This is a genomic window from Mycolicibacterium chlorophenolicum, assembly GCF_001044235.1.
GTDB classification, from domain to species: domain Bacteria; phylum Actinomycetota; class Actinomycetes; order Mycobacteriales; family Mycobacteriaceae; genus Mycobacterium; species Mycobacterium chlorophenolicum.
Map to the genome: position 1 here is coordinate 484726 of NZ_JYNL01000020.1, position 24272 is coordinate 508997.

21 protein-coding genes are annotated in these 24272 nt (G+C 70.9%); 5 read left to right on the plus strand and 16 right to left on the minus strand.

Features of this window, described 5'->3' with window-relative positions:
- Nucleotides 1-30: 30 nt before the first annotated feature.
- Nucleotides 31-699, plus strand: a complete 669-nt coding sequence (locus MCHLDSM_RS10415) for a class I SAM-dependent methyltransferase (protein ID WP_048469978.1) — start codon at nt 31-33, stop codon at nt 697-699.
- On the opposite strand, the gene MCHLDSM_RS10420 is transcribed toward MCHLDSM_RS10415, so the two are convergent.
- The 7 genes from MCHLDSM_RS10420 to rimP all read right to left on the minus strand — a co-directional run bounded on the left by MCHLDSM_RS10420 (nt 626) and on the right by rimP (nt 8315).
- Entirely contained in the window at nt 626-1957 is a 1332-nt protein-coding gene (locus MCHLDSM_RS10420) for an MATE family efflux transporter (protein WP_048469979.1), read from the minus strand. The two genes, MCHLDSM_RS10415 and MCHLDSM_RS10420, sit on opposite strands and share 74 nt — an antisense overlap.
- On the minus strand, nt 1950-2942 hold the full coding sequence (locus MCHLDSM_RS10425) for a DHH family phosphoesterase (protein ID WP_048469980.1): 993 nt from the start codon (nt 2940-2942) through the stop codon (nt 1950-1952). Before MCHLDSM_RS10425 ends, MCHLDSM_RS10420 begins: the two co-directional genes overlap by 8 nt.
- Complete coding sequence (gene rbfA / locus MCHLDSM_RS10430) at nt 2923-3438, minus strand: 30S ribosome-binding factor RbfA (RefSeq protein WP_048469981.1); 516 nt, start codon at nt 3436-3438, stop codon at nt 2923-2925. Before rbfA ends, MCHLDSM_RS10425 begins: the two co-directional genes overlap by 20 nt.
- Nucleotides 3439-3441: 3 nt before the next feature.
- The gene (infB, locus tag MCHLDSM_RS10435) at nt 3442-6216 is read right to left on the minus strand and encodes a translation initiation factor IF-2 (protein WP_082168812.1); all 2775 of its coding nucleotides are present in this window, start codon (nt 6214-6216) and stop codon (nt 3442-3444) included.
- Between the two features lie 101 nt (nt 6217-6317).
- A complete protein-coding gene (locus MCHLDSM_RS10440; RefSeq protein ID WP_234713945.1) occupies nt 6318-6794 on the minus strand; it encodes a YlxR family protein in 477 nt (158 codons plus the stop codon).
- Nucleotides 6739-7785 (minus strand): transcription termination factor NusA, encoded by a 1047-nt coding sequence (nusA, locus tag MCHLDSM_RS10445; protein WP_048417223.1) that lies wholly within the window; start codon nt 7783-7785, stop codon nt 6739-6741. Before nusA ends, MCHLDSM_RS10440 begins: the two co-directional genes overlap by 56 nt.
- Nucleotides 7786-7787: 2 nt before the next feature.
- Nucleotides 7788-8315: a ribosome maturation factor RimP gene (gene rimP / locus MCHLDSM_RS10450; RefSeq protein ID WP_048469982.1), complete on the minus strand. Its 528-nt coding sequence runs from the start codon at nt 8313-8315 to the stop codon at nt 7788-7790.
- Between the two features lie 151 nt (nt 8316-8466).
- Here rimP and MCHLDSM_RS10455 point away from each other — a divergent pair, with 151 nt between their 5' ends.
- Together MCHLDSM_RS10455 and MCHLDSM_RS10460 are read left to right on the plus strand one after the other, a co-directional pair.
- On the plus strand, nt 8467-8997 hold the full coding sequence (locus tag MCHLDSM_RS10455) for a hypothetical protein (RefSeq protein WP_082168813.1): 531 nt from the start codon (nt 8467-8469) through the stop codon (nt 8995-8997).
- Nucleotides 8994-9464, plus strand: a complete 471-nt coding sequence (locus MCHLDSM_RS10460; protein WP_048469983.1) for a ferritin-like domain-containing protein — start codon at nt 8994-8996, stop codon at nt 9462-9464. The genes MCHLDSM_RS10455 and MCHLDSM_RS10460 overlap by 4 nt, the downstream gene beginning before the upstream one ends.
- A 3-nt stretch (nt 9465-9467) precedes the next feature.
- Here MCHLDSM_RS10460 and MCHLDSM_RS10465 read toward each other — a convergent pair whose 3' ends face one another.
- The 9 genes from MCHLDSM_RS10465 to mqo all read right to left on the minus strand — a co-directional run bounded on the left by MCHLDSM_RS10465 (nt 9468) and on the right by mqo (nt 21629).
- Nucleotides 9468-11210 carry a proline--tRNA ligase gene (locus tag MCHLDSM_RS10465; RefSeq protein ID WP_048469984.1) on the minus strand — a complete coding sequence of 581 codons (1743 nt, stop codon included), beginning with the start codon at nt 11208-11210 and terminating at the stop codon, nt 9468-9470.
- 23 nt (nt 11211-11233) lie between these two features.
- On the minus strand, nt 11234-12706 hold the full coding sequence (locus tag MCHLDSM_RS10470; protein ID WP_048469985.1) for an MFS transporter: 1473 nt from the start codon (nt 12704-12706) through the stop codon (nt 11234-11236).
- A 105-nt stretch (nt 12707-12811) separates the two neighbouring features.
- Nucleotides 12812-14416, minus strand: a complete 1605-nt coding sequence (locus tag MCHLDSM_RS10475) for an MFS transporter (protein WP_048469986.1) — start codon at nt 14414-14416, stop codon at nt 12812-12814.
- Nucleotides 14417-14449: 33 nt separating this feature from the next.
- Nucleotides 14450-15646: a uroporphyrinogen-III C-methyltransferase gene (cobA, locus tag MCHLDSM_RS10480; protein ID WP_048469987.1), complete on the minus strand. Its 1197-nt coding sequence runs from the start codon at nt 15644-15646 to the stop codon at nt 14450-14452.
- Nucleotides 15643-17013: a cobyrinic acid a,c-diamide synthase CobB gene (locus tag MCHLDSM_RS10485; protein WP_048469988.1), complete on the minus strand. Its 1371-nt coding sequence runs from the start codon at nt 17011-17013 to the stop codon at nt 15643-15645. The genes cobA and MCHLDSM_RS10485 overlap by 4 nt, the downstream gene beginning before the upstream one ends.
- Nucleotides 17014-17110: 97 nt before the next feature.
- The gene (gene cobO / locus MCHLDSM_RS10490; protein WP_048469989.1) at nt 17111-17725 is read right to left on the minus strand and encodes a cob(I)yrinic acid a,c-diamide adenosyltransferase; all 615 of its coding nucleotides are present in this window, start codon (nt 17723-17725) and stop codon (nt 17111-17113) included.
- Nucleotides 17726-17738: 13 nt separating this feature from the next.
- Nucleotides 17739-19616 carry a VWA domain-containing protein gene (locus MCHLDSM_RS10495; protein ID WP_048469990.1) on the minus strand — a complete coding sequence of 626 codons (1878 nt, stop codon included), beginning with the start codon at nt 19614-19616 and terminating at the stop codon, nt 17739-17741.
- A complete protein-coding gene (locus tag MCHLDSM_RS10500) occupies nt 19613-20059 on the minus strand; it encodes a GNAT family N-acetyltransferase (RefSeq protein WP_048469991.1) in 447 nt (148 codons plus the stop codon). Before MCHLDSM_RS10500 ends, MCHLDSM_RS10495 begins: the two co-directional genes overlap by 4 nt.
- A 13-nt stretch (nt 20060-20072) precedes the next feature.
- Nucleotides 20073-21629: a malate dehydrogenase (quinone) gene (gene mqo / locus MCHLDSM_RS10505; RefSeq protein ID WP_048469992.1), complete on the minus strand. Its 1557-nt coding sequence runs from the start codon at nt 21627-21629 to the stop codon at nt 20073-20075.
- A 117-nt stretch (nt 21630-21746) separates the two neighbouring features.
- Between mqo and MCHLDSM_RS10510 the strand changes: the two genes are divergently transcribed.
- A complete protein-coding gene (locus MCHLDSM_RS10510; RefSeq protein ID WP_048469993.1) occupies nt 21747-22742 on the plus strand; it encodes an alpha/beta hydrolase in 996 nt (331 codons plus the stop codon).
- Complete coding sequence (mtr, locus tag MCHLDSM_RS10515) at nt 22735-24204, plus strand: mycothione reductase (RefSeq protein WP_048469994.1); 1470 nt, start codon at nt 22735-22737, stop codon at nt 24202-24204. Before MCHLDSM_RS10510 ends, mtr begins: the two co-directional genes overlap by 8 nt.
- Nucleotides 24205-24272: the final 68 nt, after the last annotated feature.

Genomic DNA, 24272 nt, shown 5'->3' on the forward strand with positions numbered 1-24272 from the left:
ATCCCGCGCTCCTGGGGCAGGGTCGATGGGGTGAATGAGCAACCGCTTCCGGTCAACCATCACGCCGACCATCCCGGCTTCTCGGGCCTGACGGGCAGCCTCTTCGCGTGGCTGTTCCTGCTCATGGGTCGTGACACTGCGCGGCTCGCGACCGAGCTGTCGGGCGTCGGGCCGGCGGACACCGTCGTCGACGTCGGCTGCGGCGCCGGCAACGCCGTGCGCGCGGCTGCCCGGGCCGGTGCCCGTGTCACCGGTGTCGACCCGTCGGAGTCCATGCTGCGGGTCGCCCGCACCGCCACGCGCGCAGCGGCCACCGTCACGTGGGCGCAGGGCGGTGCCGAGTCGCTGCCGGTTCCCGACGGCGCCGCCACGGTCGTGTGGGCGCTGGCGACCGTGCACCACTGGCCCGACGTCGACAGCGGCCTGGCGGAGATCCGGCGGGTGCTGGCACCGGGCGGCCGACTGCTGGTGCTCGAACGGCAGGTGCAACCGGGTGCCACCGGTTTCGCCAGCCACGGCTGGACGACGCAGCAGGCGGAATCGTTTGCCGCGCTGTGCCGTTCGGCAGGCCTGACGGACGTGCGCACCACGGAACATCGAGCCGGGCGGCGCGACCTGTGGGCGGTCAGCGGGTTCCGGGCACCAGCCAGCGGCCCGACAGCGCCCGCCAGCCCACGAACACCAGACGCAACACCATGAAGGTGCTCAGCCCCGACCAGATGCCCAGCAGCCCCCACCCGAACGCCAACGACAGCCAGATCAGCGGCAGGAACCCCACCAGCGCGCTCACCAGCGTCGCGGTCCGCATGAACCGGGCATCCCCCGCGCCGAGCAGCACCCCGTCCAGCGCGAACACCACCCCGGCGACCGGCAGCTGCGCCACCAGGAACCACCACGGCACAGCGATCTGATCGAGCACGCTGCGGTCGTCGGTGAACACCGCGGGCAGCACCGACGAGCCGAGGGCGAAGGTGGCTGCCAGCACTGCGCCCGCCACCGTGGAGAACAGCGTGACCCGCCACGCCACCGATTTGGCGTGAGCGAGCTCACCCGCCCCGAGCGCGGCGCCGACCAGCGACTGCGCCGCGATCGCCAGTGAATCCAGCACGAGGGCAAGGAAATTCCACAGCTGCAGCACCACCTGGTGGGCCGCCACCGCCGCGGCGCCGAACCGGGCGGCGACCGCGCCGGCGGAGATGAAGCACGCCTGGAACGCCATCGTGCGCACCACCAGGTCGCGGCCCATCACCAGCTGCGCACGCAGCACCGCGGGACGCAGTCTCACCGGCACCTGCTCGACGAACAACGCCCGGAAGAACAGCGCGGCCGCGAGCCACTGACCGACCACGTTGGCCACCGCAGAACCCGTTAGCCCCATGGCGGGCGCGCCGAACCAGCCGTACACCAGCGTCGGACAGAGCACCGCGGCCACGGCGAAGCCGACGACGACGTAGCGCAGCGGCCGCATCGTGTCCTGCACGCCGCGCATCCAGCCGTTCCCGGCGGCGGCCACCAGAATCGCGGGCACCGCCAGGCTCGCGATGCGGACCCACGGCAGCGCGGCCGCCGCGATGTCGCCCCCGGCCGCCAGCGCCGACACCAGCGGAACGGCTGTGAGCTGCACGGCCGCGACAATGGTCAGCCCGATCCCCAGCGCCAGCCAGGTGGCCTGCACGCCTTCCCCGACCGCGGCGGTGCGATCGCCGGCGCCGTAGAACCGGGCGGCCCGCGCCGTGGTGCCGTAGGACAGGAACGTCAGCTGGGAGCTGAGCACGCCCATGACCAGCGCGCCGATCGCCAGACCGGCCAGACTCAGCGCCCCGAGCCTGCCGACCACGGCGAGATCGAACAGCAGGTACAGGGGTTCGGCGGCGAGGACTCCGAGCGCCGGAAACGCCAGGGCGGCGATCCGTCGGCTGGTGGCCGGCGCGACGGCCTCCCCGGCGGCGTCAGCCAAGAACCGTGCGCAGCGCCGTCACGACATCGTCGGCACTGCCGGTCACCGAATATCCGGCGGCCAGGCGGTGACCGCCTCCGCCGAAACTCGCGGCGACGGCCGCGACGTCGAGCGACTTGGATCGCATCGACACCGACCACTGCGCCGGCTCGATCTCCTTGAACACCGCGGCCACCTCGGCCTGCTGCGTGGTCCGCACGATGTCGACGATGCTCTCGACCTCTTCGGGTCGCGCGCTGGTCCACTCGTCGTTGGGCACCACCGCGTAGACCAGCCCCTGCCCGTCGGCTGCGTCGGCCACCAGGCGGGCAGAGCCCAGCACCCGCGACAGCATCGGCAGCCACGCGAACGGGTGGGTGTCCATCAGCGTGCGGCTGATGCCCGCGTTGTCCACACCGAGGTCGACCAGACGGGCGGCCAGCCGCAGCGCGCGGGCGCTCGCCCAGCGGAAGGAGCCGGTGTCGGTGGTCAGGCCCGCGTACAGGCAGTGCGCCACGGCCTCGTCGATCGGCTCGGCCCACGCGTCGAGCAACTCGGCGATCAGCATCGTCGTCGAGTCGGCCGAGTCGTCGACGAAGTTGGCACTGCCGAACAGGTGGTTGGAGGCGTGATGGTCGATGACCAGGACCCGCCGGTCGGGCGTGACCAGGTCGGCCAGCGAACCGAGGCGGTTCACGCTGGGAATGTCCACGGTGACCACCAGGTCGGCGTCGCGGCGCAGCTGCTCGGGCGCGACCAGCAGATGGCAGCCGGGCAGCGAGCGCAGCGACTCGGGCAACTCGGCGGGCGCGGCGAAGCTGACCTCGACGGCCTTGCCGGCACGGTCCAGCACCAGCGCGAGTGCGAGACCGGCACCGATGGTGTCGGCGTCGGGATGGACGTGGCACACCACGCTGACAGAGCGGGCCGACGACAGCAGCGCGGCGGCGTCGCGGGCATCCGCGCGCACACCGGCCATCAGGGCGTCAGTCGTCGTATCTGTCATCGAGCGTGTCGAAGTCACCCGTGTCCTCAGCGTCCGCTTCGTCTGGCCCCCGGCCGTCGTCCTCCACCCCCGTTACACGGTACGGGTCGGCGTCGCCGGCGTGCTTGGCCCCTTGCCGAACTCTCGCCAAATCCTCATCCGCGGCGCGGGCCCGCGCCAGCAGCTCCTCCATGTGCGCCGCGGTGTCGGGCACCTTGTCGAGCACGAACGACAGCGTCGGGGTGAAGCGGACACCGGTGGCCGCGCCGACCTTGCTGCGCAGCGTGCCCTTGGCCCGCTCCAGCGCCGCCGCGGCCGCCGCGTAGTCCGGCTCCTCGTCGAGCGTGTCGCCCCGCACCGTGTAGAACACGGTCGCGTCGTGCAGATCTCCCGTGACCTTCGTGTCCGTGACGGTCACGAAGGCCAGCGGGGGATCCTTGATCTCGAACTCGATGGCCGAGGCGACGACGGTGCCGATGCGCTTGGCGAGCCGTCTGGCCCGCGCTGGATCGGCCACCGACTACACCCGTTCCTTCTCGACCAGCTCGTACGTCTCGATGACGTCGCCCTCTTTGATGTCGGAGTACGTCAGCGTCAGACCACACTCGTAGCCTTCGCGGACCTCGGTGGCGTCGTCCTTCTCCCGCTTGAGCGACGAGATGGTGAGGTTTTCGGCCACCACCACGTTGTCGCGCAGCAGACGGGCCTTGGCGTTGCGCCGCATGATGCCCGACTGCACGAGGCAACCGGCGATGTTGCCGACCTTGCTCGACCGGAAGATCGCCCGGATCTCGGCGCGGCCGAGTTCCTTCTCCTCGTAGATCGGCTTGAGCATGCCCTTGAGCGCGCTCTCGATCTCGTCGATGGCCTGGTAGATCACCGAGTAGTAGCGGATCTCCACACCTTCGCGGTTGGCCAGCTCGGTGGCCTTGCCCTCAGCGCGGACGTTGAAGCCGATGATGATCGCATCCGAGGCCGACGCCAGGTTGACGTTGGTCTCGGTGACGCCACCGACGCCGCGGTCGATGACACGCAGCTCGACCTCGTCGTCGACCTGGATGCCCAGCAGGGCCTCCTCGAGCGCCTCGACCGTACCGGCGTTGTCGCCCTTGAGGATCAGGTTCAGCTGGCTGGTTTCCTTCAGCGCCGAATCCAGGTCCTCCAGGCTGATCCGCTTGCGGCTGCGGGCCGCCATCGCGTTGCGCTTGCGCGCGCTGCGGCGGTCGGCGATCTGGCGGGCGATGCGGTCCTCGTCGACGACGAGGAAGTTGTCGCCGGCGCCGGGGACGGACGTGAAGCCGATCACCTGAACCGGACGCGACGGCAGCGCCTCGGTCACGTCCTCGCCGTGCTCGTCGACCATGCGGCGCACACGACCGTAGGCGTCGCCGGCCACCACCGAGTCGCCGACCCGCAGCGTGCCGCGCTGGATCAGCACGGTCGCGACGGGGCCGCGGCCGCGGTCGAGGTGCGCCTCGATCGCCACACCCTGGGCCTCCATGTCGGGGTTGGCCCGCAGGTCCAGCGACGCGTCGGCGGTCAGGATGACGGCCTCGAGCAGCGCGTCGATGTTGGTGCCCGCCTTGGCGGAGATGTCGACGAACATCGTGTCGCCGCCGTACTCCTCGGGCACCAGGCCGTACTCGGTGAGCTGACCGCGGATCTTGGCCGGGTCGGCGCCCTCCTTGTCGATCTTGTTGACCGCCACCACGATCGGCACGTCAGCGGCCTGCGCGTGGTTCACGGCTTCGACCGTCTGCGGCATGACACCGTCGTCGGCGGCCACCACCAGGATCGCGATGTCGGTGGCCTTGGCGCCACGGGCACGCATGGCGGTGAACGCCTCGTGGCCCGGGGTGTCGATGAAGGTGATGGGCCGCTCGTTGCCGTCGAGGTCGACCGTGACCTGGTAGGCGCCGATGTGCTGGGTGATGCCGCCGGCCTCGCCCTCGCGGACGGTGGCGTTACGGATCGTGTCCAGCAGTCGCGTCTTGCCGTGGTCGACGTGACCCATGACGGTGACGACCGGCGGCCGGAACTCGAGGTCCTCCTCGCCGCCCTCGTCCTCGCCGTAGGACAGGTCGAAGGACTGCAGCAGCTCGCGGTCCTCGTCCTCCGGGGACACGACCTGCACGACGTAGTTCATCTCGCTGCCGAGCAGCTCGAGGGTCTCGTCACCGACGGACTGCGTGGCCGTGACCATCTCGCCGAGGTTGAACAGCGCCTGCACCAGCGAGGCCGGGTTGGCGTTGATCTTGTCGGCGAAGTCGGACAGCGACGCGCCGCGGGCCAGCCGGATGGTCTCGCCGTTGCCGTGCGGCAACCGCACGCCACCGACGACCGGGGCCTGCATGTTCTCGTATTCGGCCCTCTTCGCGCGCTTCGACTTACGGCCGCGCTTCGGGGCGCCGCCGGGACGACCGAACGCACCGGCCGCGCCACCGCGCTGGCCGGGACGGCCACCGCCGCCGCCGCCGGGACGGCCACGGAAGCCGCCGGCTGCCGCGCCGCCACCGCCTGCGCCGCCACCGCGGTAGTTGCCGCCGCCGCCACCGCCGCCGCCGCCGGGACGACCGACGCCGCCGGGAGCCGGACGGGGACCACCACCGGGACGCGGACCGCCACCGGGACGGGGACCGCCACCGGGACGGGCGCCCTGCGGGCGGGGAGGCATGTTGCCCGGCGAGGCACCCGGACGCGGACCGCCGCCGGGGCGGGGTCCACCGGCGCCGGGGCCGGGCCTGGCGCCACCCGGACCCTGAGGCCTGGGCATGGGCCGGTCGACCGGCTGCTGCGACGAGAACGGATTGTTGCCGACGCGCGGGGTGCGCGCTGCGGGCTTGGGAGCACCGGGACGCGGTGCGCCCGGGCCGGGACGAGGCCCGGGTGTCGGACCCGGACGGGCCGGGGCCGCCGGAGCGGCGGGGGTCGCCGCAGCTGCCGGCGGGGCGGCCGCTGCGGGCGGCGCTGCCGGTGCCGGAGGTGCGGCAGGCGCTGCGGGCGGCGCCGGCGCCGGAGCCGGAGCCGGCGCGGGCTGCTGCGCTACGGGCGCCGACGGCTTGGGACCGGGGCGCGGCGCGGAGGGCTTGGGTGAACCGTTACCGCCGCTGTTGACGGGCTCGGCGCTGGGCTTGGAGCCGCCGAACGATTCCCGAAGACGGCGGGCGACGGGCGCCTCCACCGTGGACGACGCCGACTTGACGAACTCACCTTGTTCGCTCAGTCGCGCCAGTACTTGCTTGCTTGTGACACCGAGTTCCTTCGCCAACTCGTGCACGCGGGCCTTACCTGCCACTACATCTCCTGTCTGAGAGGCGACAGCGGTGGTAGGCGCCGCGCCTCGGGTTAGCTATGACGCATGGTCATCGGGACTTCACGGTGTGCTCATGTTCTTCGCTACCTGTTCTCTTGCCCGGGTGTGTCGAGCGCTTCGGTGTTGGCGAAACGTTCGATCACCGCGGTGATGTCCGGTGAACCGGTGATCCGGAGCGCTCGGCCGAAGGCCCGCCGCCGGACCGCATCGTTCAGACACTTCGGATCGGGATGCAGCCAGGCACCCCGCCCCGGAAGTCTCTTCGCCCCGTCGACGGTCACGGCGCGGTGGCCGGTTCCGTCGTCGACAGCGACAACCCGAAGCAGATCGACGGCCAGCTCTCGTCTCCGGCATCCGATGCATGTCCGCACCGGGCCCTCAGCTGGGTCGTTGGTGCTTTTCTGCGTCCGAGCCGATGTCTCGCGCTGGATCACACCGAAGTCTACCGTCACGACGGCGCCGAGAGGAAAACCGGTGCGACGAACGCCGTTGACGGCGCCGCCGTCACCGTTCGCCGACGGCCCCGCGGGCCGCGTCCGGCCGACGCTCGTGCTCGGCATCGTCGCCGCGGGTGTCGCTGCGAATGTCGATGCGCCATCCGGTGAGCCGGGCGGCCAACCGGGCGTTCTGGCCTTCCTTGCCGATGGCCAGCGAGAGCTGGAAGTCGGGCACGATCACCCGCGCCGCCCGCGCGGCCTCGTCGATGACCGTCACCGACACCACCTTGGCCGGGGACAGCGCATTGGCGACGAACTTCGCCGGGTCCTCGTCGTAGTCGATTATGTCGATCTTCTCGCCGGACAGCTCGCTCATCACGTTGCGCACCCGCTGCCCCATCGGCCCGATGCAGGCGCCCTTGGCGTTGAGGCCGGGCGCCCGCGACACCACGGCGATCTTGCTGCGATGCCCCGCCTCCCGGGCCACCGCGACGATCTCGACCGAACCGTCGGCGATCTCCGGCACCTCCAGCGAGAACAACTTGCGGACCAGGTTCGGATGGGTGCGCGACAGCGTGATCAGCGGTTCGCGCGCGCCGCGGGAAACCCCCACCACGTAGCAGCGCAACCGGTCGCCGTGCTCGTAGCGCTCCCCCGGGACCTGTTCGGCGGCGGGGATGACGCCCTCGGACCCCTTGGTCTCGCTGCCCATCCGCACTACGACCAGCCCGCGGGCGTTCGCGCGCGCGTCGCGCTGGATGACGCCGGCGACGATGTCGCCCTCGCGGGCCGAGAACTCGCCGTAGTTCTTCTCGTTCTCCGCATCGCGCAACCGCTGCAGGATCACCTGACGCGCTGTCGTCGCCGCGATGCGACCGAAACCCTCTGGGGTGTCGTCCCATTCGTGCAACACGTTGCCGTCGGCGTCGGTCTGGCGGGCCATCACCCGGACCACGCCGGTCTTGCGGTCGACGTCGATCCGGGCGTCGGCCTCGTGGCCTTCGGTGTGCCGGTAGGCGGTCAGCAGCGCCGATTTGATGGTGTCGACGACCACGTCGACGCTGATTCCCTTGTCAGCCTCGATCGCGTGCAGCGCAGCCATGTCGATGTTCATGCTCAGGTCTCTCTTCCGGTTTGGCCCGCCAACTCCAACTCACGTGGACTCGGTGGCGAGAACTCCACCTGGACAACGGCTTTGGTGATGCTGTCACGTTCGACGTCACGCACGCTCAACGCCCCGCGGGCACCGTCTTTGACGACCAGGCCGACCACGCCGTCGCGCAGTTCACCCAACCGCCCGGTCAGCGTCGACCCGTCGCTCAGCGTCAGTTCCACGCGCCGGCCCCGCGCGCGACGGAAGTGCTTGTCGGTGGTCAGCGGGCGGTCGACCCCCGGGGAGGTGACCTCCAGCACGTAGGGCGCCGAATCGAGTTCGTCGAGAAGGGCCGAGGCGAGCCGGGACAGTTCGGCGACGGCGTCGAGGTCCAGCCCGCCGTCGGCATCGGCGACCACCGTCACCCGCGGCGGCCGTGCGCTCGCGTCGACCAGCACGTCCTCGATGTCGTATCCCGCGCGCGCGAACTCCCCGTCGAGCAATTCGATCACCTGTCGTTGCGACGGCAATCCCGTAGACCGCTCCGCCACGGTGAGCTCCTCGTCTTGAGTTGTCCTTCGAACTGGGTCGACCCGGGTCTCCACGATACGCCAGCGCGGCCGGGCCAAATAACGAAAAGCAGCGAGCGCGGGCGGGCGTCGCCGAAGACGGCTCCGGGCCGAGCTACGCGCCAATGGCAGGATGTTGCACGTGCCGAGCCGACCGCCGACCGTCAGCCGCCGGGAGGTGCTCGTCGGGATGGCCGTCCTCGCGGCGACGGCCGCCACCTCGGCCGGCTGCGGCTCCCCGCCTCCCCCGCCCGACCTCGACGACCTCACCACCGCGCTGGACCGGGCCCGTGCCGACGCCCGACTGGCCGGCGAGGCCGCCGCCACCGCGCGCGGATCCGTCGCGCAGACGCTCACCCAGGTGGCCGGGCAGCGCTCCGCACACGCTGCGGCGCTGTCCGACGAGATCGTCCGGTTGACCGGCCAACCCGCGCCGACCACCAGTGTGTCGGTCACGACGTCGACCAGCGTCGCCGCGGGAGTGCCGCCGGCACCGGCGCCGACGGCCGACGACGTGATCGGTTCGCTGCGCGCCTCGGCCGACAGCGCAGCCCATGCCGCCGCGACGCTGTCCGGGTATCGCGCGGGTCTGCTCGCCTCGATCGCCGCGTCCTGCACGGCCGCCTACACCGTCGCGCTGGCCTCCCCGGGTGGTGCGCGATGACCTCGCCCTCGCCGAGCCCGACCACGCGCCCCACCGATCCGGCCGCCGGCGCGCTGTTCGACGCCGTCGCCGGCGAGCACGCCTCCATCTACGGATACGGGCTGGTGTCAGCGCATTCCACGCCCGAGGACAACGACCTGGTCGCCGACACGATGGCCGAACACCGCGCCCGCCGCGAAGCCGGCATCGCCCTGCTCGAGGACGCGGGCGCCGCGGTGCCGCTGCCCGCGGCCGGCTACGCGATGCCGATGGAGGTCGCCACGCCGCGACAGGCCGCCACGCTCGCGGTCCGGATGGAGGAGGACACGGCCACCGCGTGGCGGGCGGTGGTCGAGCAGGCGACCGACGAGAAGGTCCGCGCGTTCGGGGTGGCGGCGATGCTCGAGTCCGCGGTCACCGCGGCGCGCTGGCGGCGCGTCCTGGGCGCGACAACGGTCACGGTGGCGTTCCCCGGCGGCGCGGAGTGACGCTCAGCCGACCGCGGCCAGGATCTCCGTGGCCGCCGATCCGACGGCCACGTCGCGCTTCTCGCCGCTGAACCGGTCCCGCAGTTCCACCACACCGTCGGCCCAGCCGCGGCCGACGACGACGATCCACGGAACGCCGAGCAGCTCGGCGTCCTTGAACTTGACTCCGGGCGAGGCCGTCCGGTCGTCGAGCAGCACGTCGACGCCGAGGCGGTCCAGATCGGCGGCCAGTTCGTTCGCACCGGCCCGCGCCTCGGCGTCCTTGTTGGCGATCACGACGTGCACGTCGAACGGTGACACCGCGGCCGGCCACCGCAGCCCGAGCTCGTCGTGCTGCTGCTCGGCGATCACCGCGACCAGCCGGGACACCCCGATGCCGTAGCTGCCCATGGTCAGCCGCACCGGCTTGCCGTCCTCGCCCAGGACGTCGGCGGTGAAGGCGTCGGCGTACTTGCGGCCCAGTTGGAAGACGTGGCCGATCTCGATGCCGCGCGCCGCCACCAGCGGACCGGCGCCGTCCGGCGACGGGTCGCCCTCGCGCACCTCGGCGGCTTCGATGGTGCCGTCCGGGGTGAAGTCGCGTCCCGCGACGAGGTCGACGACGTGCTTGCCCAGCTCGTCGGCACCGGTGATCCACGCCGTACCGTCGACCACTCGCGGATCGACCAGATAGCGAACCCCGTTGGCCAGCAAGCCTTTCGGGCCGATGTACCCCTTCTTGAGGAACGGGTACCTGGCGAAGTCGGCGTCGTCGAGCATCGCGTACTCGGCCGGCTCGAGCGCCGCGCCGAGACGCTTGTCGTCGACCTCGCGATCGCCGGGCACCCCCACCGCGAGCAGTTCCCACTCGCCGCCGGGCGCACGAACCTTGAGCAGCACGTTCTTCAGCGTGTCCGCCGCGGTGACGGTGCGGCCCAGGCCGGCGCCGTTGGCCCACTCGACCAGCGTCGCGATCGTCGGCGTGTCCCCGGTCTCGTAGACCGTCGCCTCGGGCAGGCCGTCGAAGGGGATGGCCTCGGGCACCGCGGTGATGACGGCCTCGACGTTGGCGGCGTAGCCGGACTCGACGCACCGCACATAGGTGTCCTCGCCGACCTCGCTCTCGGCCAGGAACTCCTCCGACGCGCTGCCGCCCATCGCGCCGGACACCGCCGACACGATCACGTAGCGCACCGCGAGGCGGGCGAAGATGCGCTGATAGGCCTCGCGATGCGCGTGGTAGGCGTTCTTCAGACCGTCGTCGTCGATGTCGAACGAGTAGGAGTCCTTCATCAGGAACTCGCGTCCGCGCAGGATGCCGGCACGCGGACGGGCCTCGTCGCGGTACTTGTTCTGGATCTGGAACAGGATCAGCGGGAAGTCCTTGTACGAGGAGTACTCCCCCTTCACGGTGAGGGTGAACATCTCCTCGTGGGTGGGCCCCAGCAGGTAGTCGTTGTCGCGGCGGTCCTGCAGCCGGAACAGCGTGTCACCGTATTCGGTCCAGCGGTTGGTGGTCTCGTAGGGCGCCCGCGGCAGCAGGGCGGGGAACAGGATCTCCTGTCCCCCAATGGCGTTCATCTCGTCGCGGACGATGCCCTCGATCTTGCGCAGCACCTTGAGCCCGAGGGGCAGCCAGCTGTACAACCCGGGCCCGACGGGGCGGACGTATCCGGCGCGGATGAGCAGCTTGTGGCTGGCCACTTCGGCGTCGGCCGGATCGTCGCGCAGGGTGCGCAGGAACAGCTCAGACATGCGGGTGATCACAGCCGACCACCTTATGCGAGCGCTCAGAGCTCCCCGGCCTCGACCGCCTCCCGGGTGTGCTGGGCCGCGGCGATGTCCCGGGCGGTGAAACCGATGAACAACGCGGCGGCGCCGACGAACACCGACACCCCCGCCACCCACAGCAGCGAGTACGTGTAGCCGGCGTCGAGCGCATCCAATTGGGCCGACGTCATGTCCTTGACCGGCCCGGTCGTGCCGCCGAGGAACAGGGTGCGCGACGTCTGGACGGCCTGGATCATCACGAGGACCACCGGGCCGCCCAGATTCTGCACCATCAGCGTGATCGACGAGACGGGGCCGATCTCGCGCGGACCGACGTCGGCGACCGCGCACAGCGGCAGGATCACCGAGATCACGCCGATGCCGAAGCCGCCGACCACCAGCGGAGCGAGCAGGTCCGGGACGTACGGGATGCCCCGGTTGAGCGTCGCGCCGTAGAGCATCGCGCATGGCACCAGCAGCCCGGCGCCGAGGATCAGCCAGCGGGGCGCGACATACGGGGCCAGCCGCGCCGCGACGATCGTGCCGACGCCCAGCGCCAGCGCGAACGGAATGAAGCAGACCCCCGCGAGCAGCGCCGAGTACCCCATCACGTCCTGCACGTACAGGCCGATCATCACCGTCGCGCTCAGCATCACCCCGCCCGCCAGGAACAGCGAGATGAACGTGGCCACCCGGTTGCGGTTGTCGAACACCTCCATCGGGACGATCGGGTGGTCCGCGGAGCGCTCGACGACGAAGAACGACACGAAGAACGCGACCGCGGCGACGCCCGCCCCGATCACGAACGGAGAAGTCCAGCCCAGCGCCGGGCCCTGCGTGAAGATCAGCACGGCCGACGTGCAGCCCAGCGTCGCCAGCAAGGCGCCGGTGACGTCGAGCTTGAGCCGCTCGTGGTGCGTCTCGGCCAGCCGGAAGAAGGCGATCACGATGATGGCGATCCCGATCGGGACATTGATGAGGAACGCCAGCCGCCAGGAGATCACGGTCAGCGCACCGCCGAGGACCAGGCCGAGCACCGAGCCGGTGGCCTGCATGGCCGCAGACACCGCGAGCGCGCGGTTACGCGGCTGCCCGACGGCGTAGGTGGTCGCGATGAGCGCCAGCCCGGTGGGGGCGGCGACCGCGGCGCCGGTGCCCTGCACCGCACGGGCCACGATCAGCGTGGCTTCGTCGGTGGCCAGCCCGCAGACCAGCGAGGCGATCGTGAACACGCCGACGCCGGACAGGAACGCCCGCTTGTGGCCGATCGCGTCGCCGATGCGGCCGCCGAGCAGCAGCAGACCCCCGAACGCCAGCACGTACGCGGTGATGACCCAGCTCTTGCCGGCGTCGGAGAGGTCGAGTTCGGCCTGCATCCGCGGCAGCGCGACGATGACGATGGTGCCGTCGAGCGTCGACATGAGCTGCATGCCGGTGATCGCGACGATCGCGATGCCCAGCACCGACGACGCCAACGGAGGCCGGGAGGACATGGTGAGCCACCCTACCGGGGGATTTCGGCGTCGCTGGTCACGCAACCGTTGACGAACGACACCGAAATCGCGACGAGCTAGAGCTCTCCCCGGCCGAATGTCGAGCTAGAGCTCTCCGGCGTCGATCGCGTCCTTGACTTCCTGCGCGTGTGCCACCTGCTGGGCCGTGTAGCCGATGAACAGCGCCGCACCGCCGACGATCACCGCGACCGCGGCCACCCACAGCAGACCGTAGGTGTACCCCTGGTCGAGGGCGTGCAGCTGCGCGGCGTTCATGTCCTTGACCGGTCCGTTGGTGCCGCCGAGGTACAGCGTGCGTGACGTGATCACCGCCTGGATGATCGCGAGCACGACCGGGCCGCCGAGGCTCTGCAGCATCAGCGCGATCGCCGAGACGGGGCCGATCTGGTCGAATCCGACGCCGGCGATCGCCGACACCGTCAGCGGCACCACGATCATGCCGATACCGAAGCCGCCGACCGTGATCGGCAGGACCAGGTTGGGGAAGTACGGGATGCCCGCGTCCAGCGTCGAGCCGTAGAGCATCGCCGCGAGCACCAGGACGCCGCCGCCGATGACCAGGATGCGCGGCGGGAACTTCGACACCAGCGCCGACGACAGACCCAGGCCGATGCCCAGGGCGATGACGAACGGGATGAACCCGACGCCCGCCTTCAGCGCGCTGTAGCCCATGATGTCCTGCACGTAGAGCCCGATCAGCACGGTGAGGGTGAACATCACGCCGCCGGCGAGGAAGATCGCCGCGAACGTGGCCAGGCGATTGCGGTCGCGGAACAGCTCGAACGGGACCACCGGATTTTCGGCGGTGCGCTCGACCCAAAGGAACGCGATCAGGCAGGCGGCGGCCGTGATCCCCGATCCGATCGTGATCGGCGAGGCCCAGCCGGCCTCGGGACCCATGGAGAACGCGAACACCGCTGCGGTGCATCCCAGGGTGGCCAGCAGCGCCCCGGCGGCGTCGAGCTTGAGCCGCTCGCGGTGGGTCTCCCGCAGCGTCGTGCGTGCCAGGTGGATCATCAGCAGGCCGATGGGGACGTTGATCAGGAACGCCCAGCGCCAGGACACCTCGGTCAGCGCACCGCCGACGATCAGGCCCATCACCGAGCCGACGCCCGTCATCGCGGCGAAGATCGCGGTCGCGGCGTTGCGTGCGGGACCCTTCGGGAACGTGGTCGCGATCAGTGCCAGGGCGGTCGGCGAGGCGATCGCCGCACCGACGCCCTGCAGCAGCCGGGCGGTGACGAGGGTCGCCTCGTTCCAGGCCAGCCCGCACAGGATCGAGGCGATGGTGAACAGAGCGACGCCCACGACGAAGGTCCGCTTGCGCCCGATGACGTCGCCGAGGCGCCCACCGAGCAGCATCAGACCGCCGAACGTCAGCACATAGGCAGTGATCACCCAGCTACGGCCGGCGTCGGAGAGACTCAGCTCGTCCTGGATCTTGGGAAGGGCGACGATCGCGACCGTGCTATCCATCGTGGCGAGCAGCTGCATCCCGCCGATGGCGATGACCGCGGCGATGAAGCGCCGCGACGGCAACCACGCCGGCGTCTTGGGGAAACGGGGGCCGGCGGCTCCGTCTGCAGTCCCCTTGATGCGGGCCGGCAGTGCGCGATTGGCGCCCCGCTGCCCCTTGCCTTCAGCATCCCGATGGATGGCGGCACGCTCTGCGTCATTGAGAGCCGTCATAACGAGTTACCTTACAGTACTCTTAATTTCCTTTTAACCGGCGAAGGCCGCCACGGCCCCGATCACGATGATCGCAGGGGGTCGAATGCCCTCCGAACGGATCCGTTCCGGTGCTTCGGCGAGGGTGGCCCGCAAAGTCCGCTGCGCGGACGTCGTGCCGTGTTGCACCACCAGCACCGGCGTATCCGCAGGTCGGCCGCCTTCGAGGAGAATTCTCGCGAAGAGTTCGATCCGTTCCACCGCCATCAGCAACACGATCGTGCCGTTCATCGCGGCCAACGCATCCCAATTCACTAACGATTCGGGGTGATCCGGCGCGACATGCCCGCTGACCACCACGAATTCGTGCGTCATCGCCCGGTGGGTGACCGGAACGCCCGCGAGTGCGGGCACCGCTATGGCACTGGTCACACCCGGCACCACGGTGACCGGAATCCCCGCGTCGGCGCACGCGATCACCTCTTCGTAGCCGCGCGCGAACACGAACGGGTCGCCGCCCTTGAGCCGGACGACGAACTTGCCTTCCTTGGCGCGGTCGATCAGGACCGCGTTGATGGCGTCCTGGGCCATCGCGCGGCCGTAGGGGATCTTGGCCGCGTCGATGACCTCGACCTCCGGCGACAGCTCGGCGAGCAGATCCTGGGGCGCCAGCCGGTCGGCCACCACCACGTCGGCGTGCGCGAGCAGCCGCCTGCCCCGGACGGTGATGAGCTCCGGGTCACCGGGGCCGCCACCGACGAGCGCCACCCCGCCCTCCACCACGCCCGGCGCGTCGGCCGCGATGAGTCCCTGCTGCAGGGCTTCGTGGATAGCCGACCGGATGGCCGCCGACCGCCGGTGCTCGCCGCCGGCGAGCACCCCCACCGACAGGCCCTCGTAATCGAACGTGGCCGGGGTGACGGCGGTGCCCTCGATGGCCACGTCGGCGCGCACACAGAAGACGCGACGGCTCTCCGCCTCCTCGACGATGGCCGCGTTGACCGCGGGGTCGTCGGTGGCGGCGATCACATACCAGGCACCTTCGAGATCACCGTCACGAAAAGGCCTCATGGTCAACGTGATTCCCTCGATCGCCTCCACCGCGGGCGTGGCGTCGATGGTGATGACGTGCACGTCGGCCCCGGAGGCGACCAGCAGCGGCAGCCGCCGCTGGGCGACCGTGCCGCCACCCACCACGACGACCTTCTTGCCGGCCAGGCGCAGGCCCACCAGATAGGCGTTGTCGGTCACCCGGCGAGCTTAGAGCGTGCCGCCGCACGGACGAAGCGGGCGATGGCCTGCGGGTGCGACGCCGGATGGGTGTGCAGATACCCGGCATGCACACCCGCGCGGACGGCGCCGTCGTCGACGATGTGACCGCCCCGTCCCCGGTACCGCCACGCGGGCTCCCGGCCGTCTGCGTAATGCATTGTGGTGCGGTGGAATTCGTGCCCTGTGATCCGGTCCCCCACCTGGTGCAGCGACGAGTCGACGACCGCGACCGCGTCCCGGTAGCCCAGGGTCAGCGATTCGGTGAACGAGGCGGACCCGGGGATCACCCCGCACATGGGATGCCCGTCGAGGTCGTCGGCCAGATAGGTCAGGCCGGCGCACTCGGCGTGCAGGGGGCCGCCTACGGCGGCGAGCGCCGCGATCTGCTCACGCACCGCGCGGTTGCCCGACAGCTCCGGCCCGAACTCCTCGGGGAACCCGCCCGGCAGCACCAGGGCCGAGGTCCCCGCCGGCAGCGGGTCGCACAGCGGGTCGAACGGGACGACGTCCGCGCCTGCCGCACGCAGCAATTCGGCATGCTCGGTGTAGCCGAACGTGAAGGCCCGGCCCGCGGCCAGCGCGACGGTCACCGGGGCGTCCGCGGGCTCGGACAGCTCGGGCGTCCACGGGTCGGTGGTGACGCGGCAGCCTGCGGCCGCGACCACGGCGTCGAGATCGACATGCCGGGCCACCAGCGCCGTCATGGCCTCGACGGCGGCGGTCGCGTGGCGGCCGTGCTCCACCGCGGTCACCAGCCCGAGGTGCCGCGACGGCACGGCGAGTTCCCCGGCGCGGGGAATCGCACCGAACACGGTGACACCGGCCTGCTCGCACGCCTGGCGCAGAACCGCTTCGTGCCGCGGCGAGCCGACGCGGTTGAGGATCACCCCGACGAGGTGCACGGCTCGGTCGAAGGTCGCGAACCCGTGTAGCAGCGCGGCCACGCTGTGGCTCTGCCCGCGCGCGTCGACGACGAGCACCACCGGGGCGCCCAGCAGCGACGCGACGTGTGCGGTCGACCCGCGCGCGACGCCGGTGGCCGGCGAGTCGCTGATGCGCCCGTCGAACAGGCCCATCACGCCCTCGACGACGGCGATGTCGGCGTCGGCGCTGCCGTGCCGGTACAGCGGGCCGATGAGCTCGTCGCCGACGAGGACGGGGTCGAGGTTGCGGCCGGGCCGGCCCGCGGCGAGCCCGTGGTAGCCGGGGTCGATGAAGTCGGGGCCCACCTTGAAGGGCGCGACACGATGGTCCGCGCGCCGCAGCGCGCCCATCAGCCCGGTGGCGACCGTGGTCTTCCCGCTGCCGGACGTCGGCGCGGCGATCACCACGGCCGGAGCTACCACGCGCTCACCCCTTCCCGCGAGCGTGCGGAAACTTCGCGAATCTGACGGCGTGTCGGCTGCAGACACGCACGCTCGCGGAGAACGGGGAGGGGGCGGGTCACCACTCGATCCCTCGCTGGCCCTTGCGCCCTACATCCATCGGGTGCTTGACCTTCGTCATCTCGGTCACCAGATCGGCGGCGTCGAGCAGCGCGGCCGGGGCGTCGCGTCCGGTGATCACCACGTGCTGGGTGCCGGGCCGCGAAGCGAGCACGTCGACCACCTCGGCCACGTCGACCCAGCCCCACTTCAGCGGGTACGTGAACTCGTCGAGCACATAGAAGTCGTGGCGCTCGTCGGCGAGGCGGCGCGCGATCTCGGCCCACCCCTCCGCGGCCGCGGCGGCGTGATCCTCCTCGGTACCCGCCTTGCGCGACCACGACCAGCCCGAGCCCATCTTGTGCCACTCGACGGGTCCGCCGACGCCACGCTCGGTGTGCGCGCGGCCCAGCTCGCGCAGCGCGGTCTCCTCCCCGACCTTCCACTTCGCGCTCTTGACGAACTGGAACACCGCGATGTCGAAGCCCTGGTTCCACGCCCGCAGCGCCATGCCGAACGCCGCGGTGGACTTCCCCTTGCCCGCGCCGGTGTGCACCGCGAGCAACGGGGCGTTGCGCCGCGCCCGGGTGGTGAGCCCGTCGCGCGGCACGGTCAGCGGTTGACCCTGGGGCATCGCGTCACCTCCCTCAGGCCGCGCCGCGATCGGCCTGGCGCTTCACCACGGCGGTGAGCGCGTCGGCGCGCAGCTGGTCCAGCCGCACCGACGGCGCGTTCAGCCGGCGCGCCAGGTCGCCCGCCAATTCCAAACGGATGTAGGAGGTTTCGCAGTCCACCACCACGGCCGCGGCGCCCTCGGCCACCAGCCGGGCGGCGGCGGTGCGAGTGCGGCCCAAGGGGTCGGGCCCGCCGGTGGCGCGGCCGTCGGTGAGGACGACCACCAGGCTGCGGCGGGCGCGGTCACGGGCCCGTTCGCGCACCACCATGTCGCGCGCGGCGAGCAGTCCCTGCGCCAGCGGTGTCCGGCCGCCGGTGTCGAAACGCGCCAGCCGCGTGCTGGCCACGTACACCGACGACGTCGGCGGCAGCAGCACCCGGGCGTCCTGGCCGCGGAAGGTGATGACCGCGACCTTGTCGCGCCGCTGATAGGCGTCCCGCAGCAGGGACAGGGTGGCGCCGCTGACCGCGGACATCCGGTCGCGCGCGGCCATCGAGCCCGACGCGTCGACGACGAAGATCACCAGGTTCCCCTCGCGGCCCTCCCGCACCGCGCGGCGAACGTCGTCGGGTCCCGGCCGCAGCGGGCCGGCACCGTCGTGGCTCCCCGCGGCGGCGAGCAGCGTGCCGAAGACGTGCATGCCGTGGCCGGTCTGCGGATCGGTGGTGGCGGCGACGACCGTGCCGGTGCGGTTGCGGGCGCGGGAGCGCCGGCCGGGCGCCCCCTCGCCGACGCCGGGGACGACGAGCGCCTTGGTCCGGAACGCCGCTGACGGAGCCGCACTGGGACGCGTCGGCGGGGCCGAATGCGGTTGCGGCGCAGCGTCAGTGGCGGCGTCGCCGGGCGCAGACCCGCCGCCGGGGGGCGGATCGGGCTCCGGATCGGGCTCGGGATCGGCGTCAGCCGCCTCCCCCGCCTGGGTCATCGCGTCGTCGAGCCGTTCGGAGTCCAGCCCGGGGTCGTCGAACGGATCGCGGCGGCGCCGGTGTGGCAGCGCGAGCTCGGCTGCCACCCGGATGTCCTCCTCGGCCACAGTGTCGACGCCGCGCCATGCCGCGTGCGCGACGGCGGTGCGCGCGACCACCAGGTCGGCGCGCATCCCGTCGACGTCGAACGCCGCGCACAGTGCCGCGATGCGGCGCAGTTCGCCGTCGGGCAGGATCACCGCCGCGACCCGGGCGCGGGCGTCGGCGATGTGGCGGGCCAGCTCGGCGTCGGCGTCGGCGTACCGGGCGGCATAAGCCGCCGGGTCGGCTTCGTAGTCGAGGCGCTGACGGATCACCTCCGCGCGCACGTCGACGTCGCGGGAGGCCGCCACGTCGACGGTGAGCCCGAACCGGTCGAGTAGTTGCGGACGCAGTTCCCCCTCTTCGGGATTCATCGTCCCGATGAGCACGAACCGCGCGTCGTGGCTGTGCGAGACGCCGTCGCGTTCGATGTGCACCCGGCCCATCGCGGCGGCGTCGAGCAGCACGTCGACGAGATGGTCGTGCAGCAGGTTGACCTCGTCGACGTAGAGCACACCGCGGTGGGCCCGCGCCAGCAGGCCGGGCGAGAACGCGTGCTCGCCGTCCCGCAGCACCTTCTGCAGGTCCAGTGACCCGACGACCCTGTCCTCGGTGGCGCCGATCGGCAGCTCGACCAGGTGCCCGCCGTCGCCGCCGGCCACCCGGAACGACTGCATGAGCACCGCGGCCAGCCCACGCACCGCGGTCGATTTGGCGGTGCCCTTCTCGCCGCGGATCAGCACGCCGCCGATGTCGGGGCGCACCGCGCACAGCACGAGGGCGAGCTTGAGGCGGTCGTGCCCGACCAGCGCGCTGAACGGATACAGCGCGTCTGCCGTCACGGCTTCACCATCGGGATGTGCGGGATGCCGTCGTCGAGGAACTCGTCGCCGTCGCGCACGAAGCCGTGCCTGCCGTACATCTCCTGCAGATAGGTCTGCGCGTTGATGTGGCAGGGGTAGTCGCCCACCTCGGCCAGCGCCGCGGTCAGCAGCCGTGCGGTGTGGCCGTGGCCGCGATCGGTGCGCTTGGTGCACACCCGCCCGATCCGGAACGCCTTCTGCCCGGCCGGGTGCTCCTCCATCAGGCGCAGCGTCGAAATCACCTGTCCCTCAGGGCTTTCCAGCCAGAAATGCCGGGTCTCGGCGAGCAGATCCCGGCCGTCGAGTTCCGGATACGGGGTGGCCTGCTCGACGACGAACACCTCGACGCGCAGCTTGAGCAGCTCGTAGAGCGTTGCGGCGTCGAGATCCTTGGCCCAACTGCGGCGCAGCGCCACTGTCATCGGCTGACCACCGTCAAACGGTCGCCGCGGTCGGGGAATGCTCAGTGCCCGCGGTGGATTCGCCCGCCACGGTGTCGGGAAGCGCACCCGCGGGCTTGTCGAGCTTGAGCACCTCGGTGCCGTGCGCCCAGATCTCGGAGAACAGCTCCGGCTCGTGGGACAGCTCGGTGCCCAACGACGGGATCATCGTCTTGATCGTCGGCAGCCAGCTCTGGTAGCGGTCGGTGAAGCACCGCGACATCACCTCGAGCATCGCGGGCACAGCGGTGGAGGCCCCCGGCGACGCGCCGAGCAGACCGGCGATGCTGCCGTCGGCGGCCGAGAGCACGGTGGTGCCGAACTCCAGCACCCCGCCCTTGCCCTTGGCCTTGCGGATCACCTGCACCCGCTGCCCGGCGATATCGAGCTCCCAGTCGGAATTCTTTGCACTGGGCGCGAATTCGCGCAGCGCGTCGACCCGCGCCGATTCGCTGAGCAGCAGCTGGCCGATCAGGTAGCGCAGCAGCCCCATCTCGGTGAGCCCGACGCCGAGCATCGACACCAGGTTGTTCGGCTTCACCGACAGCGGCAGATCGGTGACCTTGCCCTGCTTGAGGAACTTGGGCGACCAGCCGGCGAACGGACCGAACAGCAGCCACGAGCGGCCGTTGATCACGCGGGTGTCCAGGTGCGGCACCGACATCGGCGGCGCTCCCAGCGGGGGCAGCCCGTAGACCTTGGCCTGATGACGCGCGGTGAGCCCGGGATTGCCGCTGCGCAGCCACTGACCGCCGACCGGGAATCCGCCGAAGCCCTTGGCCTCCTTGATGCCAGCCTTCTGCAGCAGTGGCAGCGCGCCGCCGCCGGCGCCGACGAACACGAAGCCCGCGTTGAACTTTCGCTTCTGCCCGGTGCGGCGGTTGACGACCTTGACCGTCCACCTGCCGTCCGAGCCCTGATCGAGATCGGTGACGTCGTGGCCGAACAGCGTGGCCATGCCCTGCTTGGCGCCGAACCCGATCAGCTGGCGCGACAGCGACCCGAAGTCGACGTCGGTGCCGTCCTGGGTCCAGTTCAGCCCCACCGGCTGGGAGAAGTCACGCTTCTCGGCCATCAGGGGCAGCCGCCGCACGAACTCGTCGCGGTCGTCGATGAACTCCATCGTCGCGAACAGCGGGTTGGTGACCAACGCTTCGTACCGGCGGCGCAGGTAGTCCACGTTGTCCTCGCCCTGCACGAAGCTCACGTGCGGGATCGGGTTGAGGAAGCTGCGGACGTCGGGCAGCACGCCGTTCTCGACGGCGTAGGTCCAGAACTGGCGCGACACCTGGAACTGCTCGTTGACGTTGACCGCCTTGGCGATGTCGATCGTGCCGTCGGGCCGCGCCGGGGTGTAGTTGAGCTCACACAGCGCCGAGTGTCCGGTGCCGGCGTTGTTCCACGGATCGCTGCTCTCGGCGGCCGCGCCGTCGAGGCGCTCGACCAACGTCATCGACCAGTTCGGCTCCACCAGCCGCAGCAACGCCGACAGCGTGGCGCTCATGATGCCCGCGCCCACCAGCAGGACGTCGGTCTTCTCCGCTTCAGACACCAACTCGATCGGCCCTTCGTGGTCACATCCCGTTGCTCACGGCTTACCGGTGTTCAGGTTATCCCGCCGCGCTCGCCCGCAACCGTCCGACCACCTCCGCCCACTAAGGTGGCTGTCGTGTCCGGATGGCAGCCCGACGTTCTGTCCGGGTACTGGCAAGTCACCTTCGCGCTCGGCCCCGACCCGGACGGGGAGGGTGACCTCGAGGCGACGCTGGTGCGCCGCGGACCGGCGGACCCCACGGCGCAGCACGCGGTGCTGATGGTGCACGGCTTCACCGACTACTTCTTCAACACCGAGTTCGCCGATCACCTGGCCGCCCGTGGTTTTGCGTTCTACGCGATCGACCTGCACAAATGCGGTCGTTCGCACCGCGAGGGGCAGACCCCGCACTTCACCACCGACCTGACCCGCTACGACGTCGAACTCGAGAGGGCGCTCGACGTGATCGCCGCCGAGTCGGGGGGCCGGGTGCTGGTGTGCGGGCATTCGGCGGGCGGGCTGGTGGTGTCGCTGTGGCTGGACCGGCTGCGCGCCCGCGGCGCCACCGAGCGCTCAGGGGTGCAGGGGCTGATTCTCAACAGCCCGTGGCTGGATCTGCAGGGGCCGGCGATCCTGCGCTCCGCGCCGACGACGGCGGCGCTGCGGGCGCTGGGCCGGTGGCGCAAGCACACCGTGGTGCGCCGACCGGGCGATGGCGGTTACGGCACGACGCTGCACCGCGACTACGCGGGCGAGTTCGACTACGACCTGACGTGGAAGCCCGTCGGCGGGTTCCCCGTCACCCTCGGCTGGATCCACGCGATCCGGCGGGCCCAGGCGCGGTTGCACCGCGGTCTGGACGTCGGGGTGCCCAACCTGATTCTGCGGTCCGATCGCAGCGTGCGCGAGGTCGCCGATCCGGAACGGATCCAGCGCGGCGACGCCGTACTCGATGTCGCGCAGATCGCGCGGTGGGCGGGCTGCATCGGCAACCGCACGTCGGTGGTGCCGATCGCCGACGCGAAGCACGACGTGTTCCTCTCGGTGCCGGACTCCCGCGCGACGGCCTACCGGGAGTTCGACCGCTGGCTGGACTGGTACCTCACGGACGGAGACTCTCGGCATGGCTGATTTCGACATCGCGATCATCGGCACCGGGTCGGGCAACAGCATCATCGACGATCGCTACGTCGACAAACGGGTGGCCATCTGCGAGCAGGGGATGTTCGGGGGCACCTGCCTCAACGTCGGCTGCATCCCCACCAAGATGTTCGTCTACTCCGCCGGGGTGGCCGACCAGGTCCGGGACGCGCCACGGTATGGCATCGACGCGCACATCGACGCGGTGCGCTGGCCCGACATCGTCTCGCGGGTGTTCGGGCGCATCGATCCGTTGGCCAGCGGGGGCGAGCAGTACCGGCGGTCCTCGCCGAATGTTCAGGTCTTCGCCAGCCACACCCGCTTCGCCGAGTCCCAGGGCACGGACGGCTACCGGCTGCGCACCGACGACGGCGAGGAGTTCACCGCCGAGCAGGTGGTGATCGCCGCGGGCGCCCGGGCCACAGTGCCCCCGGCGATCGCCGACTGCGGCGTGGCCTATCACACCAGCGACACGATCATGCGCATCTCGGACCTGCCCGAGCACATCGTGATCGTGGGCGGCGGATTCGTGGCCGCCGAGTTCGCGCACGTGTTCTCGTCACTGGGCTCGCGGGTGACGATCGTGCTGCGCGGCACCACGATGCTGACCCACTGCGACGACACGGTGTGCGAGCGGTTCACCGACATCGCGGGCAAGAAGTGGGAGATCCGCAGTCGGCGCAACATCGTGCGCGGGTCGTCCGACGACTCGGGTGTCACCCTCACCCTCGATGACGGCGCCACCGTGCGCGCCGACACCCTGCTCGTCGCCACCGGCCGGGTGCCCAACGGCGATCTCCTCAACGCACACCATGCCGGTGTCGAGGTCACCGACGGGATGGTCACCGTCGACGAGTACCAGCGCACCACCGCGCGCAACATCTTCGCCCTCGGGGACGTCAGCTCGCCGTACCAGCTCAAGCACGTCGCCAACCACGAGGCCCGGGTGGTCAAGCACAACCTGCTCCAGGACTGGGATGACACCGACAACCTGATGCCGGCCAACCACCGCAACGTGCCATCGGCGGTGTTCACCGAGCCCCAGATCGCCTGTGTCGGGCTGACCGAGAACGAGGCCCGCGCAGCGGGATACCGCATCAAGTCGAAGGTCCAGGACTACGGCGACGTCGCCTACGGCTGGGCGATGGAGGACTCCACAGGCTTCGCCAAGCTGATCGTCGACGACGAGACCGGCCTGCTTCTCGGGGCGCACATCATGGGCCACCAGGCGTCGTCGATCATCCAGCCGCTGATCCAGGCCATGGCCTTCGACCTGCCGGCCCAGGAGATGGCCCGGGGCCAGTACTGGATCCACCCGGCGCTGCCCGAAGTGGTCGAGAACGCGCTGCTGGCCCTGTGCGGGGAGCCGCCCTGGCCGCCCTCGAAGAGGCACTGCGCCCCGCCCGACAACATCTGTCTACCTGTTCAGGTGATCATGCGTCTGCTACGCTGATGGCAGAGGGCCGGTCGCAGTGGCCGTCGATGCAGCACATCGCCCAGCCGCAGCGGCCGGTCCCGCTA

Bases quoted from the DNA above. Each gene is read 5' to 3' on its own strand.
- MCHLDSM_RS10440 (WP_234713945.1), bottom strand. From the start codon at position 6,794: ATGCCGAGCACGAGCGTCGGCCGGACGCGGCCCGCGGGGCCGTCGGCG.
- MCHLDSM_RS10500 (WP_048469991.1), bottom strand. From the start codon at position 20,059: ATGACAGTGGCGCTGCGCCGCAGTTGGGCCAAGGATCTCGACGCCGCA.
- MCHLDSM_RS10455 (WP_082168813.1), top strand. From the start codon at position 8,467: ATGTTGCACGTGCCGAGCCGACCGCCGACCGTCAGCCGCCGGGAGGTG.
- nusA (WP_048417223.1), bottom strand. From the start codon at position 7,785: ATGAACATCGACATGGCTGCGCTGCACGCGATCGAGGCTGACAAGGGA.
- MCHLDSM_RS10460 (WP_048469983.1), top strand. From the start codon at position 8,994: ATGACCTCGCCCTCGCCGAGCCCGACCACGCGCCCCACCGATCCGGCC.
- MCHLDSM_RS10475 (WP_048469986.1), bottom strand. From the start codon at position 14,416: ATGACGGCTCTCAATGACGCAGAGCGTGCCGCCATCCATCGGGATGCT.
- MCHLDSM_RS10470 (WP_048469985.1), bottom strand. From the start codon at position 12,706: ATGTCCTCCCGGCCTCCGTTGGCGTCGTCGGTGCTGGGCATCGCGATC.
- mtr (WP_048469994.1), top strand. From the start codon at position 22,735: ATGGCTGATTTCGACATCGCGATCATCGGCACCGGGTCGGGCAACAGC.
- cobO (WP_048469989.1), bottom strand. From the start codon at position 17,725: ATGCCCCAGGGTCAACCGCTGACCGTGCCGCGCGACGGGCTCACCACC.
- MCHLDSM_RS10425 (WP_048469980.1), bottom strand. From the start codon at position 2,942: ATGACAGATACGACGACTGACGCCCTGATGGCCGGTGTGCGCGCGGAT.